At 37.3% G+C, this 14,925-nt stretch carries 14 protein-coding genes and 1 tRNA gene; 12 read left to right on the top strand and 3 right to left on the bottom strand.

The annotated features are described in order from the left end of the window. Nucleotides 1-40: 40 nt before the first annotated feature. A tRNA-Met gene (locus H4J76_RS14690) sits at nt 41-117 on the bottom strand. Nucleotides 118-480: 363 nt separating this feature from the next. On the opposite strand from H4J76_RS14690, the gene rlmKL reads away from it, so the two are divergent. The 9 genes from rlmKL (at nt 481) to H4J76_RS14735 (ending at nt 10,364) form a co-directional block, all read left to right on the top strand. Next, complete coding sequence (gene rlmKL / locus H4J76_RS14695; RefSeq protein ID WP_182221907.1) at nt 481-2,616, top strand: bifunctional 23S rRNA (guanine(2069)-N(7))-methyltransferase RlmK/23S rRNA (guanine(2445)-N(2))-methyltransferase RlmL; 2,136 nt, start codon at nt 481-483, stop codon at nt 2,614-2,616. Next, nucleotides 2,616-2,861 carry a glutaredoxin family protein gene (locus H4J76_RS14700; protein WP_182173404.1) on the top strand — a complete coding sequence of 82 codons (246 nt, stop codon included), beginning with the start codon at nt 2,616-2,618 and terminating at the stop codon, nt 2,859-2,861. Before rlmKL ends, H4J76_RS14700 begins: the two co-directional genes overlap by 1 nt. Before the next feature lie 3 nt (nt 2,862-2,864). Beyond that, nucleotides 2,865-4,772: an ABC transporter ATP-binding protein gene (locus tag H4J76_RS14705; protein ID WP_182215263.1), complete on the top strand. Its 1,908-nt coding sequence runs from the start codon at nt 2,865-2,867 to the stop codon at nt 4,770-4,772. Nucleotides 4,773-4,796: 24 nt separating this feature from the next. Further along, on the top strand, nt 4,797-6,593 hold the full coding sequence (locus tag H4J76_RS14710; RefSeq protein ID WP_182221908.1) for a DUF3466 family protein: 1,797 nt from the start codon (nt 4,797-4,799) through the stop codon (nt 6,591-6,593). 106 nt (nt 6,594-6,699) lie between these two features. Continuing rightward, complete coding sequence (bluB, locus tag H4J76_RS14715) at nt 6,700-7,353, top strand: 5,6-dimethylbenzimidazole synthase (RefSeq protein WP_182215260.1); 654 nt, start codon at nt 6,700-6,702, stop codon at nt 7,351-7,353. 20 nt (nt 7,354-7,373) lie between these two features. Next, nucleotides 7,374-7,724, top strand: a complete 351-nt coding sequence (hinT, locus tag H4J76_RS14720; protein ID WP_182215258.1) for a purine nucleoside phosphoramidase — start codon at nt 7,374-7,376, stop codon at nt 7,722-7,724. Nucleotides 7,725-7,844: 120 nt separating this feature from the next. Continuing rightward, on the top strand, nt 7,845-8,918 hold the full coding sequence (locus H4J76_RS14725; protein ID WP_070376930.1) for a sensor histidine kinase: 1,074 nt from the start codon (nt 7,845-7,847) through the stop codon (nt 8,916-8,918). Beyond that, nucleotides 8,915-9,739, top strand: a complete 825-nt coding sequence (locus H4J76_RS14730; RefSeq protein WP_070373519.1) for a LytTR family DNA-binding domain-containing protein — start codon at nt 8,915-8,917, stop codon at nt 9,737-9,739. The genes H4J76_RS14725 and H4J76_RS14730 overlap by 4 nt, the downstream gene beginning before the upstream one ends. 379 nt (nt 9,740-10,118) lie before the next feature. After that, entirely contained in the window at nt 10,119-10,364 is a 246-nt protein-coding gene (locus tag H4J76_RS14735; protein ID WP_070373520.1) for a CDGSH iron-sulfur domain-containing protein, read from the top strand. 193 nt (nt 10,365-10,557) lie between these two features. Here H4J76_RS14735 and H4J76_RS14740 read toward each other — a convergent pair whose 3' ends face one another. Both H4J76_RS14740 and H4J76_RS14745 read right to left on the bottom strand, forming a co-directional pair. Further along, entirely contained in the window at nt 10,558-10,752 is a 195-nt protein-coding gene (locus H4J76_RS14740; protein ID WP_220466035.1) for an MBL fold metallo-hydrolase, read from the bottom strand. A gap of 17 nt (nt 10,753-10,769) precedes the next feature. Then, nucleotides 10,770-11,225, bottom strand: coding sequence for a cytochrome C (locus H4J76_RS14745; protein ID WP_182215253.1), 456 nt, complete (start codon nt 11,223-11,225; stop codon nt 10,770-10,772). Nucleotides 11,226-11,840: 615 nt separating this feature from the next. Here H4J76_RS14745 and H4J76_RS14750 point away from each other — a divergent pair. The 3 genes from H4J76_RS14750 to hflC all read left to right on the top strand — a co-directional run bounded on the left by H4J76_RS14750 (nt 11,841) and on the right by hflC (nt 14,866). Further along, complete coding sequence (locus H4J76_RS14750) at nt 11,841-12,302, top strand: DUF1269 domain-containing protein (RefSeq protein WP_182230878.1); 462 nt, start codon at nt 11,841-11,843, stop codon at nt 12,300-12,302. Between the two features lie 465 nt (nt 12,303-12,767). Then, nucleotides 12,768-13,886 (top strand): FtsH protease activity modulator HflK, encoded by a 1,119-nt coding sequence (hflK, locus tag H4J76_RS14755; protein ID WP_182230879.1) that lies wholly within the window; start codon nt 12,768-12,770, stop codon nt 13,884-13,886. Then, nucleotides 13,883-14,866, top strand: a complete 984-nt coding sequence (gene hflC, locus H4J76_RS14760; protein WP_070373525.1) for a protease modulator HflC — start codon at nt 13,883-13,885, stop codon at nt 14,864-14,866. Before hflK ends, hflC begins: the two co-directional genes overlap by 4 nt. The last annotated feature ends 59 nt before the right edge of the window (nt 14,867-14,925 follow it).

The raw sequence follows: 14,925 nt of genomic DNA on the forward strand, positions 1-14,925 counted from the left end.
AAGGGAACTGACGACCTGATTTTATACTTATATCTTAAGTTGGTTGCGGGAGCCAGATTTGAACTGACGACCTTCGGGTTATGAGCCCGACGAGCTACCAGACTGCTCCATCCCGCGTCCGAATGGTTTAAGTATTCCCATCAAAGGTTACACATAAACAAGCCATAACTGTTTTAATTCTTGTTATTAACGAATGCATTTCAAAAGGCTGAGCCCTTGAAAGCGATGCGTATCTTAAGGATAGTTACATCACATTGCAAGGCGTTTCTTTAACATTTTTACATCTATTGAAAAATGGCAGTTAATTGCCCTAATTGTAGTCTAAACGGTGGTTTTATGACCTTTAAAGTCTGCTAATACAGTTATTAAAAATATTTTAAAATATATATCAATGAATATTGGTGTTTTATGCACGTCTCTATATAAGTAGTTAGCGTCTTTGTTTATAATTGCGGGCATAAATCGGTCTGGAAAACACTCATGCAGCAATTTTTAGCATTAACATCTCCTGGTATAGAAATTTTATTAGCTCAAGAGCTAAAAGATTTAAAAGCATCACAAGTCGTGCAAAAGCCTGAAGGCGTATATTTTACGGCAACAATTGAAGAGGCCTATAAAATCTGTCTCTATTGTCGCTTATCAACGCGAATTTTATTAAAACTTGCTGAAGGTGATGCTGAAAATAAAGATAAACTTTTTGCAACCGCGCAAAGTGTTAATTGGTCTGAACAATTTTCGAGTAACCATACCTTTGCTATCGACTTTGTCGGGTCAAGTGATGAAATAAGAAATACCCAGTTTGGTGCGCTTACGATTAAAGATGCGCTAGTTGATCATTTTCGTGATCAAGGTATGGATAGACCTTCTGTTGACAAAAGTACGCCAGACATCAGTTTTCAAGCGCGTTTGTTAAGAGAAAAGGTTGTTATTTATCTTGATTTCTCTGGTCGTAGTTTATTTAAGCGTGGCTATCGCGAGCACTCGGGTGCTGCGCCATTAAAAGAGCATCTAGCGGCGGCTATTATTACTCGTTCGGGCTGGTTAGATGATACCACTAAACCGCTTGTTGATCCTATGTGTGGTTCTGGCACGATTTTAATTGAAGCTATAATGATGGCCGCAGGTTACGCGCCGGGTATCGACAGAGTAAAATGGGGATTTGATTGTTGGCTTGGTCATCAATTATACCCGTGGCAAGCACAATTAACTCAAGCTAAACAAAAATCACATCTTGGTCTTGAAGAATTAAAAGCGAAAGTTTTTGGTATTGATATTGATAGCCGAGTAATAAATACCGCACAAGTAAATGCTCGTAATGCCGGTGTACAAAAGTTTATTGAATTTTCATGTAAAGATATCAATAATTTAAATAATGGTTTTGGCCACAATGGTACTTTTTTACTTAACCCTCCTTATGGGGAGCGTATTGGTGAATTACCAGAACTTGTTGAAAATTTTGTTTTATTAGGTCGAAAACTAAAAGCACAATTTGTGGACTGGCGTATTGCTATTTTAACAGCGAATGTTGAATTGCTTTCGATGATGAAGCTAGCAAGCCACAAACGCTATAAATTTAAGAATGGTCCATTAGATTGTCAACTTGCTCTTTATAACGTCGATGAAAAACAAGCTTCAGGGCAAAACAATGATGCAGAATTCGAAGATAAAGATTCGGATTTTGGTAATCGCTTATTAAAAAATAAGAAAAATTTAAAAAGCTGGCTGAAAAAAGAAAATATTGAATGTTATCGTTTATACGATGCAGATATTCCAGAATATAATGTCGCGGTTGATGTTTATGGTGAGTATTTGGTTATTCAAGAGTATTCAGCACCTAAAATTATCGAAGAAAGTAAAGTAGCAAAACGTTTGCAAGAAGTTATCTATTTTGCTCCTAAGGTACTCGGTGTTCCTACCGATAAGGTGATATTAAAAACCCGTGCCAAGCAAAAGGGCAGTGACCAATATCAACGTGTTGATCAAAGTAAACAGTCGATGATTATCAACGAACATGGTGCAAAATTAAAAATTAATTTATGGGACTACCTTGATACAGGCTTATTTTTAGATCACCGTAAAACCAGGCAAATTGTTGCACAGAAAGCTAAAAACAAATCATTACTTAATTTATTTGCGTATACCGGTTCTGTTTCATTGCAAGCCGCACTGCATGGCGCAACAAGTATTACTACTGTTGATATGTCGAATACTTACTTGAACTGGGCACAAGAAAACTTTGCCTTGAATAAATTGTCAGGTCATAAATATCAATTTGTACAAGCCGATTGTTTAACTTGGTTAAAAGAACATAGGGGCACTTACGATGTTGTTTTCGTTGATCCGCCAACGTTCTCAAATTCTAAGCGTATGGAAGACAGCTTTGATGTGCAAAGCGATCACGTGGCGTTAATTACTGATGCAATGAAGTGTGTTGCTGAAAACGGTGAGCTTATTTTCACGAATAATAAACGAAACTTCAAAATGGACTTTGATGCTGTTGCTGCTTTAAATTTTGAGGTGAAGTCAATTTCAGAGTTAACCCGCGATAAAGATTTTCAGCGTAATAAGCACATCCATAACAGTTGGTTAATTACCCGTAAAAAAGTTACGGCTTAATGAGTGTTTTATTTCACTTATATAGTAGTGCCGGTTGCCACCTTTGTGAGCAAGCTGCAGAGTTAATTGTTGATATAATACCCGATCACCAAATTAAGGTGGTTGATATTATTGATGATGACACCAGTAGTGAAAATAATTTAGTAAATTTATACGGTGTTCATATTCCCGTATTAGAGCGCTTGAGTGATAACACATTATTATTCTGGCCTTTCGAACAATCACAAGTAGTAGAGTTGATATAAACCATGGAATTAATCCGAATAGCTCAAGGCGAATTAGCCTTCGGTGAAGACAGTATTTTAGATAAGACAGACTTAACGGTAAAAACGGGCGAACGCGTCTGTTTAGTTGGTAAAAATGGCGCAGGTAAGTCTTCATTAATGAAAGTGTTGATGGGTAAACAGAACCTAGACGATGGTCAGATCTTGATGTCGAGCAACATTAAGTTAGCGATGTTAGAGCAAGATCCACCTGAGTCATCTGAAATGAGCGTTTTTGATTATGTTGCTCAAGGTGTTGCTGAAAATGCAGAATTGATTAAGCAATATCACCATATAATTCATATTATTGGTGAAGACCCTTCAGAGAAGAATCTTAATAAATTATCAAACGTTCAACAACAACTTGACCAAGCCAATGCTTGGCAAGATGAACAACGTATCGATAAAGTATTAACCACGCTAGCGCTAGAAGCAGACAAAATGATTTGCGATCTCTCTGGTGGTTGGTTACGTAAACTGGCATTAGCGAAAGCATTAGTCAGCGAGCCTGACGTGCTATTACTTGATGAGCCTACTAACCATTTAGATATTAGTAGTGTGTTGTGGTTAGAGCAATTTCTAAAAGACTTTAAAGGCACTATCATATTTATTAGTCATGATAGAGCATTTATTCGTGGTTTAGCGACCCGTATTTTAGACTTAGACCGTGGTCAGCTTGTTAGCTATCCTGGTAACTATGATCTTTATATCGAACAAAAAGCTCACGACTTAGAAGTTGAGTCCACACAAAATGCGCTTTTTGATAAGCGTCTAGCTGAAGAAGAAGTATGGATAAGACAAGGGGTTAAGGCTCGCAGAACTCGTAACGAAGGCAGAGTTCGTTCACTTGAAAAGTTACGAGTCGAACGCCAAGAAAGACGTGAAGTTAAGAAGCAGGGCGATATTAATATATCAACCGGAGATCGCTCAGGTAAGTTAGTCTTTGAGTGTGAAAACTTGCATATGGCGTTTGGTGATAAAACCATTTTTAATGGTTTAGATTTACTTATAACGCGTGGCGACCGTTTAGCCCTTATTGGTGCCAACGGCACGGGTAAGTCAACGTTAATCAAATTAATCATGGAACAACAACAACCCACCTCAGGAAAGATGCGTGTTGGTGTTAATTTAGATGTGGCTTATTTTGATCAACATCGCGATGCTTTAGACTTGAGTATGACCGTTCAGGACACCGTTGCCGAAGGTAAGCAAGAAGTCACTGTTAATGGGGTAACACGCCATGTATTGGGATATTTGCAAGATTTCTTATTCAGTCCTAAACGTGCTAGAACTCCTGTACGTGCGCTTTCAGGTGGTGAAAAAAATCGCTTGTTATTAGCACGTCTATTTTTAAGACCCAGCAACTTACTTATTCTTGATGAGCCAACTAACGATCTAGATATAGAAACTTTAGAATTATTAGAAGAAGTCGTTGCAAATTATGCAGGAACCGTTATTTTAGTAAGCCATGATCGCGATTTTGTTAATAATTGTGTAAATAGTTGTCTTTACTTTGATGGTAGTGGTGAAATAACAAATATTGTTGGCGGTTATGATGATGTTGATAGTTATTTAGCATACAAAGCTGAACAGCGTAAGCAGTTAGCTGAAGGTATAAAAGCCCCTGTTAATTCAGTGAGTGAGAGTAAATCTGCAGTTAATGTGCCTACTAAAAAAAAATTATCGTTCAAAGATAATCGTGAATTAGAAGCGCTACCTGGACAGGTCGATGAACTTGAAGCATTAATAAATTCATTGCAAGAACAAGTCAACGACGCTAACTTTTTTGCTCAAGATAGTGATAAAACAAAAAATATATTGAACCAGCTTGAAGAAAGTGAGTCAAAACTCGAAATCGCTTTCGCAAGATGGCAAGAGCTAGATGAATTATAACAAGAAATGAGAGTTAAGTAGTATATGAACAAATTTGTAAAATCTGTATTAGTTTTAGGAATTAGCAGTGCGTTAAGTTTATCAATGGCACAGGCAGCTAAATATGAAGTTATCGATAAAGGTGGCATTGATATAGTTAAATATAGTTATGCTCAGCAAGAAAACAACCAAAATCAAATGGCTATTTCTGGCTCAGATATTTATAATTTTCCCGTTCAATTTCAGTACTTTGATACTAATGATTTTGATAGTATTGTTAGATTTGCCAATTTACAATATGAAGATGTTGATGGCTTAGTCGATATTGAAAACGAAAACGACTTAAGGTTAGGTAATCCAACCGCTAATGATTTAGCTTGGGCTGTCCTGTATTTGACTAGTCAAAACAGCAGTAGCTCAGCTAGGTTTTATCAAAAAATTGGTAATATCTTGGCTATGCGTAACTTAACAGGTAAAGCGGGTGATACTGAAAGCTTTGCTGTATTTGACCAATATTTCCCAGATACCACAACATTGACGCGTTCAACGGTTGATTATGTAAACGGTATTACTAATGATGGCTGGATTTATGGTAACGGCTCAGCTCCATATACTGCATTGCCATTTACGGGCACTGATAATAACCCTGTTGTCTATTGGGTTCGTGATTTTACCTCAAGAGCCTTTTATTCTCCTGATGCAGGCAATACCATTATTGAATTAAAGCCACCGACTGAAGGTGACGATGTTGCCGAGAATCTTCGCTTAGGCGGTGATTCTGCTATTTTAGACATGAGTGAATCTTTATTTGCTGTCGGTTATGCCAGTACGAGTATCGATCAAGAAGCGCTTGATTTTATTTTTGATGAAACGGGTGGCTGTGCAGACCCTGCTATTTTAGCAAATGCTCCGTTCGAAATTTGTATTCAAAATGCAGTGTCGAGTATGTATAACACTGAAGCAATAAAATGGACGCTAAGTTTAGAAGGGGTGACAAAGACTGAGACTTTAGGGCATTTAGTTACACCAAATGTTGATGATACAAGAGAATTTCTTAACTACGCACAGGCTATTAATAATGATGGTGTTGCTGTTGGTTTTGCTCATGGTTGGGTGGATGAGAACGAAACCGAACCAAGCAGAAGTGAACGTCGAAATTTATATGCGGTAGTTTATAAAAATGGTCAAGTGAAAGACTTCACTGATGATCATAGTAAGTTTTTTGATTCTCGTACTTACGGTATTAATAATGCTGGTATTGCTATCGGTCATACTAAAACGGTGGTAAATGGTAATACGCGTACAAAATTCTTTCATGTAGATACCAATGATTTTGATAGTGGTATGCAAATGATAATGCCTGATGACTTTTTCAAGGGCTCATCAAGTACTGCACGTGCTATTAACGAAAATGGTATTATTGTTGGTGAAGGTGAAGTTGAAACACATAACGATCAGCAGTCTCCTCGTCGTAGACATGCTTTTATGTATGAGATTGCCAGTAAGACCTTTACCGATCTCAATGACTTTTTAACTTGTGACTCACAGTACACAATTATCGAAGCGCGAGACATTAACGATAAAAATGAAATATCTGCTTCAGCACTTGTTAAAGCACCTCGCCGTGACGCAAAAGGTGAATTGATGTTTGATTTAGATACTGGCGAGCAGCTTTTAGAAGATGTTGTTCGTGCTGTCACATTGAGACCGTTAGCGGGTGAGATAGATGACTGTTCAGCGGTAGAGAAAAAAATAGAAAGAGAAGGCGCTGGTTTAGGCTTTATCAGTTTATTCGCTCTATTAACCTTTGGCTTCACTCGACGAGTGTTGAAAAAAAGCTAACGATGAGTTTTTAAATATATGATTAGGTCTAGGTTAATTTTTAACCTAGACCTTTTTTATGCGACATTGTTATTTATTTCATTTACCTCAAGCAAAAATTATTCAAATGCATATTTCTGAAAAAGAAAGAGACGCGGTTTATAAAACTATCTTTTCACGTCGAGATGTTAGAAGCGATTTTATTAACAAACCCATCCCAGAAGATGTTTTAAAGCGAGTATTAACCGCCGCTCATCATGCTCCCAGTGTTGGTTTCATGCAGCCGTGGGACTTTATTGTTATTAATGATAAAGAAACAAAACAAAAAATTAAGCATGGATTTGAGCAAGCAAATTCGGTCTCTGAAAAAATGTTTACAGATGATAAACAACAAAGCTATCAAAAGTTAAAACTTGAAGGGATATTAGAAGCGCCGATAGGAATATGTGTCACATGTGATAGAGAAAGAAATGGCCCAGTTGTCTTAGGAAAAACGATCAAAGCTGAAATGGATTTATACAGTGCGGTTTGCGCTGTACAAAACTTATGGCTTGCCGCAAGAGCAGAAAATTTAGGCGTTGGCTGGGTAAGTATTATCGAAGATGACAAGCTTCGAGATGCTTTGAATATTCCCACAAAAATTGAAATCATTGCTTATTTATGCGTTGGTTATGTCACACATTTCAAAGACAAACCTGAATTAGAAAGTGCAGGGTGGTTGCCGAGACGTTCAGTTGATAACGCGATACACTATAATAAGTGGACACCAGAAGTAAACTAACAGACACAACGGAGCATATCATGGCAGAAGAAACTATTTTTTCAAAAATAATCAGACAAGAAATACCAACACCTTTACTCTATCAAGATGAACTCGTAACAGCATTTAGAGACATAACACCACAAGCGAGTACCCATGTTCTTATTATTCCGAATAAATTAATTCCGACGGTTAATGATGTCACTGACGATGACGAGCTCACTCTAGGGCGCATGATCACTGTCGCTAAAAAAATAGCCAAAGAAGAGGGCATTGCTGAAAATGGCTACCGCCTTATTATTAATTGTAATGATCATGGCGGCCAAGAGGTTTATCACATCCATATGCACTTAGTCGGTGGGCAACGTTTAGGTAAAATGATAGCGCTTTAAAGCTTTGTATTTATATTGAATACAAATGAGTTGAGTCGCTGAAATGCTACGGTCAACGGTAATGCGTGAATGGCAAAGCTACTTCATAATTATTATAAGATTTTTTATTGGTTATACTGCGTGAATTGGAAAGAATTATTAGAAAATAAGAACCGACTGTTTTGGTTAGTGCATAGCACTAGTTGGTTTGGATTTGCTTTAGTGCATTATTTAGGATCATTATTACATGATCCTCGTGATATTTTTGTCGTGATAATTTTTCTCAATGCTTATGCAGGTTGGCTGTTCACTGTGCCTTTGCGCTACCTATATCGTAGAGTTTGGAATTTTAGTCCGGCAAAAATAGCCGTTGTGGTCATAGTCGCCTCTTATTTGGTTGGCGTACTTTGGCAAGTTGTTAAAAACATTAACCACTGGGAAATATACAAGCACGGTTATCGCCCTGATTTTTGGCTGTACTACACCACTAACAGTGTTTATTCATTTTTTATTATTTTGAGCTGGAGTGGTTTATACTTTGGTACAAAATATTATCAAATGCTGCAAAAAGAAAAACAAAATGTTTTAGAAGCTAACAGTGTCGCTCACCAGGCTCAGCTTAAAATGCTGCGTTATCAGCTCAATCCTCATTTTTTGTTTAATACTCTTAATGCAATCTCTACCCTTATTTTGGTTAATGAAAATAAAATAGCCAATGGTATGGTGACTAAATTAAGTGAGTTTCTTCGTTATTCTCTTGATAAAGATCCGATGAAAAAAGTCACCTTAAATAGTGAGTTGCATGCACTAAAACTTTACCTAGATATAGAAAAAGTTAGATTTGAAGACCGATTATGTGTAGAGTTTATCGCAGCGGATGATTGTAAAAATGCCTTAGTACCCAGTATGATATTACAACCTATTGCTGAAAACTCTATTAAGTATGCTATTGCTTCTCAAGAGAGTGGCGGTACCATTAAAGTTACGGTGACCCGCTTTGCCAATGACTTATTATTAGAACTTGCCGATGATGGTCCTGGCGCTGAAATTAAAAATGGTAATCTTTATCGTGAAAATGGTGTTGGCCTCGCAAATAGCCGAGAAAGATTAGCCGCATTGTACGGTAGTGATTTTTCTTTAGTTGTTGCCAATAATACGCCAAAAGGTGTTAAAGTGAGCATTAGAATGCCCTATGAACTAGAGATAAATACATGACAAAGCTTCTGTCAACAATCATAGTTGATGATGAACCTTTAGCAAGGAAAGGCCTTGCCGTAAGATTAGCGGATCATAAAGACGTTGATATTATTGCGCAATGCCATAATGGTCGTGAAGCACTTGAAGCTGTGCGAGCCTATGAACCTGATTTAATGTTTCTTGATATTCAAATGCCAGGCCTCAATGGTTTTGAAGTCGTGCAAGCTATTATTGAAAGAGGATTAAAGCTACCCATTGTTATTTTTGTCACCGCCTTTGATCAATATGCCTTACAAGCCTTTGAAGTTCACGCACAAGACTACCTGTTAAAGCCTGCTGATGAAACTCGCTTAGCCGAATCTATGGACAAGGTTAGGCAGAGCCTGATCAGCTCAGAAAATGCTGCTCATAAATCTAAACTTATTCAGTTAGTCAGTGATGTTACCGGTAATGATTGTGACAAAATTTTAGCTGAGCTCGCAAATAATCAACCGGTAAGTTTATCTTCTTACTCTGATATCTTGGCTATAAAAGATGCAGGCGAAGTGAGTAGAGTCCCAGTTAAAGACATTTTATGGATTGACGCTGCGGGAGACTATATGTGTGTTCATACCCATAGTGCTACACATATATTACGTAAAACCATGAAGCAGCTTGAAGAAATATTAGACCCAAAGCAATTTGTACGCAGTCATCGCTCAACCATAGTTAATAAAAATTATGTTGATAAGTTTTGTAGTCAACTTAATGGCGAATATTACTTAGTGATGAGTAATGGCAAAGAATTAAAAGTGAGTCGAAGTTACAAAGAAAAAGTTAAACAAGCTGTTGGTATTTAAAGCGTCAAAATTAGTATTTCCAATTGAATTATTTGCTTAACGTCTCTGTTATTAACAGCGCAGGTTTTTTTAATCCACCTTTTCATTGAACGCTATTCCTTAAGCAGCCTTGTTTTTAATGGCTTTAGTCTTTTGGGTTAACTTTATTATTGTTACTTCACTTGGCATAGTTATTCTTCAAATGTCAGAGGATAAAATTTTAAAATCCCTTTAATGACCTTGGACTTTAGTGCAGTTTTCTTATGATTTTTTTACTCAACAGATAATTAAAGTTCAACTGGGATAAATAACAGTTGGCTTTTATGGCTTTATCGCTTACTTTAAATATCAGTTACTTGCCTATTTATCGGGCGCTATATATCAATTAATGGAGATTACTATGTCTACACCAGTACGAGCATCTGACACACCTTTTGCAGTCGACGTTGAAGAAGGTAAAAAATATTCTTGGTGTTCTTGTGGGGAAAGCCAAAAACAACCCTTTTGTGATGGCTCTCATAAAGGCTCAGAATTCTCACCAGTAAGATATACCGCAACAGAGTCAAAAAAAGTATTTTTTTGTGGCTGTAAACAAACGGCATCTCAGCCGATGTGTGATGGTAGCCATAAAAAAGCCCTAAGCTAAAATTTTTTATCTGCGACTAGGCAAAGACAAACGCTGTTTTGTTTGACCCTAGTTTTATCAGTATTGTCGACAAACCAATTAACAAAGATATTAACCAATTCCCTTCCTTATAATAATATCTTGGTCAATGACCATGCAAATTGCCACCCCCTCTTAGATTATAATATTTTACTTATAACTTGCTTGGGTTACATTAGCCTGATGCATGTGTGATCACCACAGCATCTAACTCACTAACATCAAAAGGGAAGGGGTCATGGTTGTGTTTTTCATGGTGATGAGAACCTTGAAACATACCACATTCAATCAGTATATTTTTGTTATTACCCTGTACCAAATAGCAAGAGCCAGTGACTTCTCTAGTGGCTCCAAAAAATTTAATGTTCATGTTAACTCCCATACCTTTTAATGTGGATAATATTGATATCTGGTTTGTTGATAAGGTTTTAATGAATAGTTAGGTTGTAAAAAAGATACTAAATCAATGAGTTCAGTCACAGTCATTACATCATTAAAGACTTTCATCTTTGATTCACCCTGAGGTGTTCTAAACTGTGGTGAATGTAAATTTGAAAATTTATGGGATGGATTAATAATAGAGGTAACCAATTCAGCATAAGTGACTATTTTAGTTTTTTTACCACCCAGGGAAATTGAAAGGGTTTGCTGCTTTGCAATACTATCATCCTTAACACCATCGAGTGTGTGGCAGGCTAAACATTGATATTTTAAGAAAGCTATTTTACCTGCTTCAATATTCCCTGTAGGCAGACTAAATCCTCTTGGTGAGTCAATTCCGTTATCACAACTGAACAGTGTTAATGACATAACGACAAGTAAACTCAATAGAAAGTATTTCATTATTATTCCTTAATCATTTTTAGGTTGAATTATTAGCCAGCTAGTTAACACTCTGCGCTATATGAAGATAATAGAGAATCAATTCTTGCCCATTAATAATGACAAATGAAATAAAAATTTCTAATCATATCAAGGGTCATTCATTAAATAGCAGAATAAATTAAACAGATACCTAAGCAAAGGTAGAGGTAGTAGCTTCTACTAATCGATTGATTTTTAGTCTAGTTACTGTTGATAAAGAGCGCTAGTTTATCTGAATCAAGGTTGATACAGATCAATCAGCTTGTCGTTAGTTAAGATCTCATTGATAAGCAGAGAGTAAGTTTTGACGTTGTTTATCATAGCTTAAGCAATGCAATTTATGACTTTAGATCACTTCATTAAATAATGTGTGGCAACGCACAGACGCTTTGTGGATATGAATTTATGATGACTTATGGATAAACATGCACTTTATCGATAGGGGAATTATTAAAATTTTCCTTCTTGTTTTAATCAAATACTGCAGTTCATGCCTGTTAACATTATAAGGTTTTTAGCCAGTGTGGCTGCACACAGGAGCAACAAATGAAACGTATTTATTTTCTAGCCCCCGATGTTAAGGTTACATGTGAATTGGTAAACTTGTTTCGTGCTGATGGCATTAACGACAGTCAAATGCATCTAATAGCAAACGATAAAATCGATTTAAGCGAACTCCCCAAAGCGGATGCATTGGATGATTCAGACTTGTACCCAGCGATCAAACGGGGTGTTATTGCTGGTGGAACTACTGGATTATTGGCAGGTCTGGCGGTTATAACCCTTCCGGCTACGGGTTTAGCCCTTGGTGGTGCCGCTATTTTAGGTTTTACCGTTGCGGGTGCGAGTTTTGGTGCTTGGGTCTCTGGTATGGTAGGAGCTGGTTTAAGTGATCAGGAGAAGGTTGCATGCGAAACTGCAATTAGTAATGGCGAAGTGCTGATGATGTTGGATGTTCCAGCTGATCACCAGATTGAGGTATATCACAATAAAGTAGCCAGTGTTTGTCCGCTGGTTGAGATTCGTCAAACAGAAATTACTGTCCCACCGCTTTAGCCCTCCTTTTAAAATAGAGACCTTATCTGCACAAGTGCGTCAGTAATCATCTCATACTGGCCACATCAACGATTAGCGTAAGCACTTATAAAAAATCACCATTTGAATTTCCTCAGATTCAATGGAAAGTTATCTAATAAATTCAGCCTGTGAAAACGTTATTTCGACACTCAACTTTAATCAAAATTAAATATTTGTGATGATGCTCTATCTATCACAGGCTGTATTAACTGAAATAATTTATGACGACTACGTGTGGTATCGAACAGAAAACTAATATTATTTATCGTAGAATTTTCTGATGATCCTGAGTAGGAAATTACAAAGTGTGTCTATCCAAAAACAAATAATATAATACGATTTATTTAATTAAAGTTATATTTTACAGTTTGATAGGATGGGGCAGTCATTAATTATAAAGTTAAAACCTATTTTTCGAAGGTTAGTTAATAAAGAGAGGAGCCTATGACGCCAGATAATAACAACGCTAAAAAGCCCAAAGCAGAGCTACCTGATCTAAGCAAAGTAGTCGGTAAATTTTTTCAAAAGTATCAAGAATTATTGCCAACGAGTAGTGGCAAAAAACCTGGATGGATTATCCTTGCAGTTATATTGCTTACTGGTGGTATTTATACCGCGGTATACACAGTTCCTAGCGATTCTGTAGCCGTTGTACTGAGATTTGGTAAGTTTGAAGCTATTTTCCCCGCAGGTTTACATTTCAAATTACCTTTAGGTATAGAGCAAGTGAACATAGTGCCAACAAAGCGGCAGTTGAAGCAAGAGTTTGGCTTTTCAACGCCTGGTGCTAAAGACCCTGACCAAAATATCTCCATAAACAACTCGTTCAATGATTCTTTAAACAATATAGGCCGTAGTGCTCGTGAGCGTGACTTAGCCGTAGCAAGTAATCAAGTGGGTGAAACGCAAATGGTGACGGGGGATTTGAATACTGCACTGGTGGAATGGGTTATTCAGTATCGAATTGCTGATCCCAAAAATTACTTATTTGAAGTACGTGATCCAGCAGGTACGTTACGCTATGTTTCTGAATCAGTGATGCGTGAAGTGGTAGGTGATAGAACCGTTGACGAAGTGATCACTATTGGCCGCCAAGAAATTGAAGTTGAAGCACTTAAAAAAATGCAGGCTTTGGCAACTAAATATGTAATGGGCATTAGTATCGACCAAGTTCAATTAAAGAATATTAATCCGCCAAAGCCCGTTCAAGCGTCATTTAATGAGGTAAATCAGGCTCAACAAGAAAAGGAAAAGCTGATTAATGAAGCGCGCCGAGATTACAATCGTATTATCCCATTGGCAGAAGGCGAGCGAGATCAACGTATTCGTGAAGCAGATGGCTATAGAATAAAACGAATTAATGAAGCAGAAGGTGATGTATTACGTTTTAATGCACTATATGACCAGTTTAAATTGGCGCCAGAGGTCACGCGCAGACGCATTTACGTGGAGACCATGCAAAAAGTAATGCCAACCATAAGCAACAAAATTATCATCGATAGTGGCACAGTAGATGTTTTGCCTTTGCTGAATTTAACATCTATTGAAGGGAGAAAACCATGAAACGTTATTTAAGCTTATTCACGAGTATTTTGCTATTCGTTATTATTACCTTACTTTATGGCGCCTTTTATACCGTAAATGAAGTCGAACAAGTCATTATTACCCAATTTGGTCGTCCCGTGGGGGAGCCGGTTGTTGATGCTGGTATTAAGTTTAAATTACCTTATATTCAGCAGGTTAATTCGATTGATAAACGTGTGTTGGAATGGGAAGGTACACCTTCAGATATGCCGACAAAGGACAAGTTATATATTTCTGTTAGCTTATATGCACGCTGGCAGATAACCGACCCATTGCCGTATTTTTTACGTCTGGGTGATGAACGCAGTGCGCAATCGAGATTAGATGATATTTTTGGTAGTGAGACACGAAATGCGGTAGCAACACATAAGCTAATTGAAATTATTCGGACCACGAAAGGCCGTCAACCTCTGCGTGACCCATTGTTAACTGATGCAGAAAAAGCATTAGATATGGGCAGTTTAGTGCCTATCCATAAAGGTAGGAAACTTGTCGAACAAGACATATTTAACGCCGCGGCAGAAAAGGTTAAGGTGTTTGGTATTGAACTATTAGATATTCGTTTTAAGCGCATTAATTATAATGAAAGTGTACGACCTAAAATTTATGAGCGCATGATCAGTGAACGTCGCCAAATTGCCGAAAGGTTCTTATCTGAAGGCAAAGGTGAGGCAGCTAGAATATTAGGCAACCGCGAACGTGATTTAAATAAAATTCAATCAGAAGCTTATCGTCAAGTTGTAGAAATTCGCGGTAAAGCCGATGCTAAAGCCGCTGGAATTTATTCTACCGCACATAGCCAAAGCCAAGAATCTATTGAATTTTATGCTTTTACACGAACCTTGCAAGCCTATGAGCTTGCTATTGGCGAAGATACGACATTAGTACTGTCGACTAACAGTGACTTATTTAAATATTTACACAATGCCAACCCCCCAAAAAATATCATCGAAAAGTAAGCGCTACATTGATATTTTAAATAGCATCAATACGAATAAGTCTACATATAAAAACTGCT

This window comes from Colwellia sp. BRX9-1 (assembly GCF_014077195.1).
Lineage (GTDB): Bacteria > Pseudomonadota > Gammaproteobacteria > Enterobacterales > Alteromonadaceae > Colwellia_A.

What these genes read in the sequence shown, in the direction of transcription:
- rlmKL (WP_182221907.1), top strand. Translation starts at nt 481, where the DNA reads ATGCAGCAATTTTTAGCATTAACATCTCCTGGTATAGAAATTTTATTA.
- H4J76_RS14700 (WP_182173404.1), top strand. Translation starts at nt 2,616, where the DNA reads ATGAGTGTTTTATTTCACTTATATAGTAGTGCCGGTTGCCACCTTTGT.
- H4J76_RS14705 (WP_182215263.1), top strand. Translation starts at nt 2,865, where the DNA reads ATGGAATTAATCCGAATAGCTCAAGGCGAATTAGCCTTCGGTGAAGAC.
- H4J76_RS14710 (WP_182221908.1), top strand. Translation starts at nt 4,797, where the DNA reads ATGAACAAATTTGTAAAATCTGTATTAGTTTTAGGAATTAGCAGTGCG.
- bluB (WP_182215260.1), top strand. Translation starts at nt 6,700, where the DNA reads ATGCATATTTCTGAAAAAGAAAGAGACGCGGTTTATAAAACTATCTTT.
- hinT (WP_182215258.1), top strand. Translation starts at nt 7,374, where the DNA reads ATGGCAGAAGAAACTATTTTTTCAAAAATAATCAGACAAGAAATACCA.
- H4J76_RS14730 (WP_070373519.1), top strand. Translation starts at nt 8,915, where the DNA reads ATGACAAAGCTTCTGTCAACAATCATAGTTGATGATGAACCTTTAGCA.
- H4J76_RS14735 (WP_070373520.1), top strand. Translation starts at nt 10,119, where the DNA reads ATGTCTACACCAGTACGAGCATCTGACACACCTTTTGCAGTCGACGTT.
- H4J76_RS14740 (WP_220466035.1), bottom strand. Translation starts at nt 10,752, where the DNA reads ATGAACATTAAATTTTTTGGAGCCACTAGAGAAGTCACTGGCTCTTGC.
- H4J76_RS14745 (WP_182215253.1), bottom strand. Translation starts at nt 11,225, where the DNA reads ATGAAATACTTTCTATTGAGTTTACTTGTCGTTATGTCATTAACACTG.
- hflK (WP_182230879.1), top strand. Translation starts at nt 12,768, where the DNA reads ATGACGCCAGATAATAACAACGCTAAAAAGCCCAAAGCAGAGCTACCT.
- hflC (WP_070373525.1), top strand. Translation starts at nt 13,883, where the DNA reads ATGAAACGTTATTTAAGCTTATTCACGAGTATTTTGCTATTCGTTATT.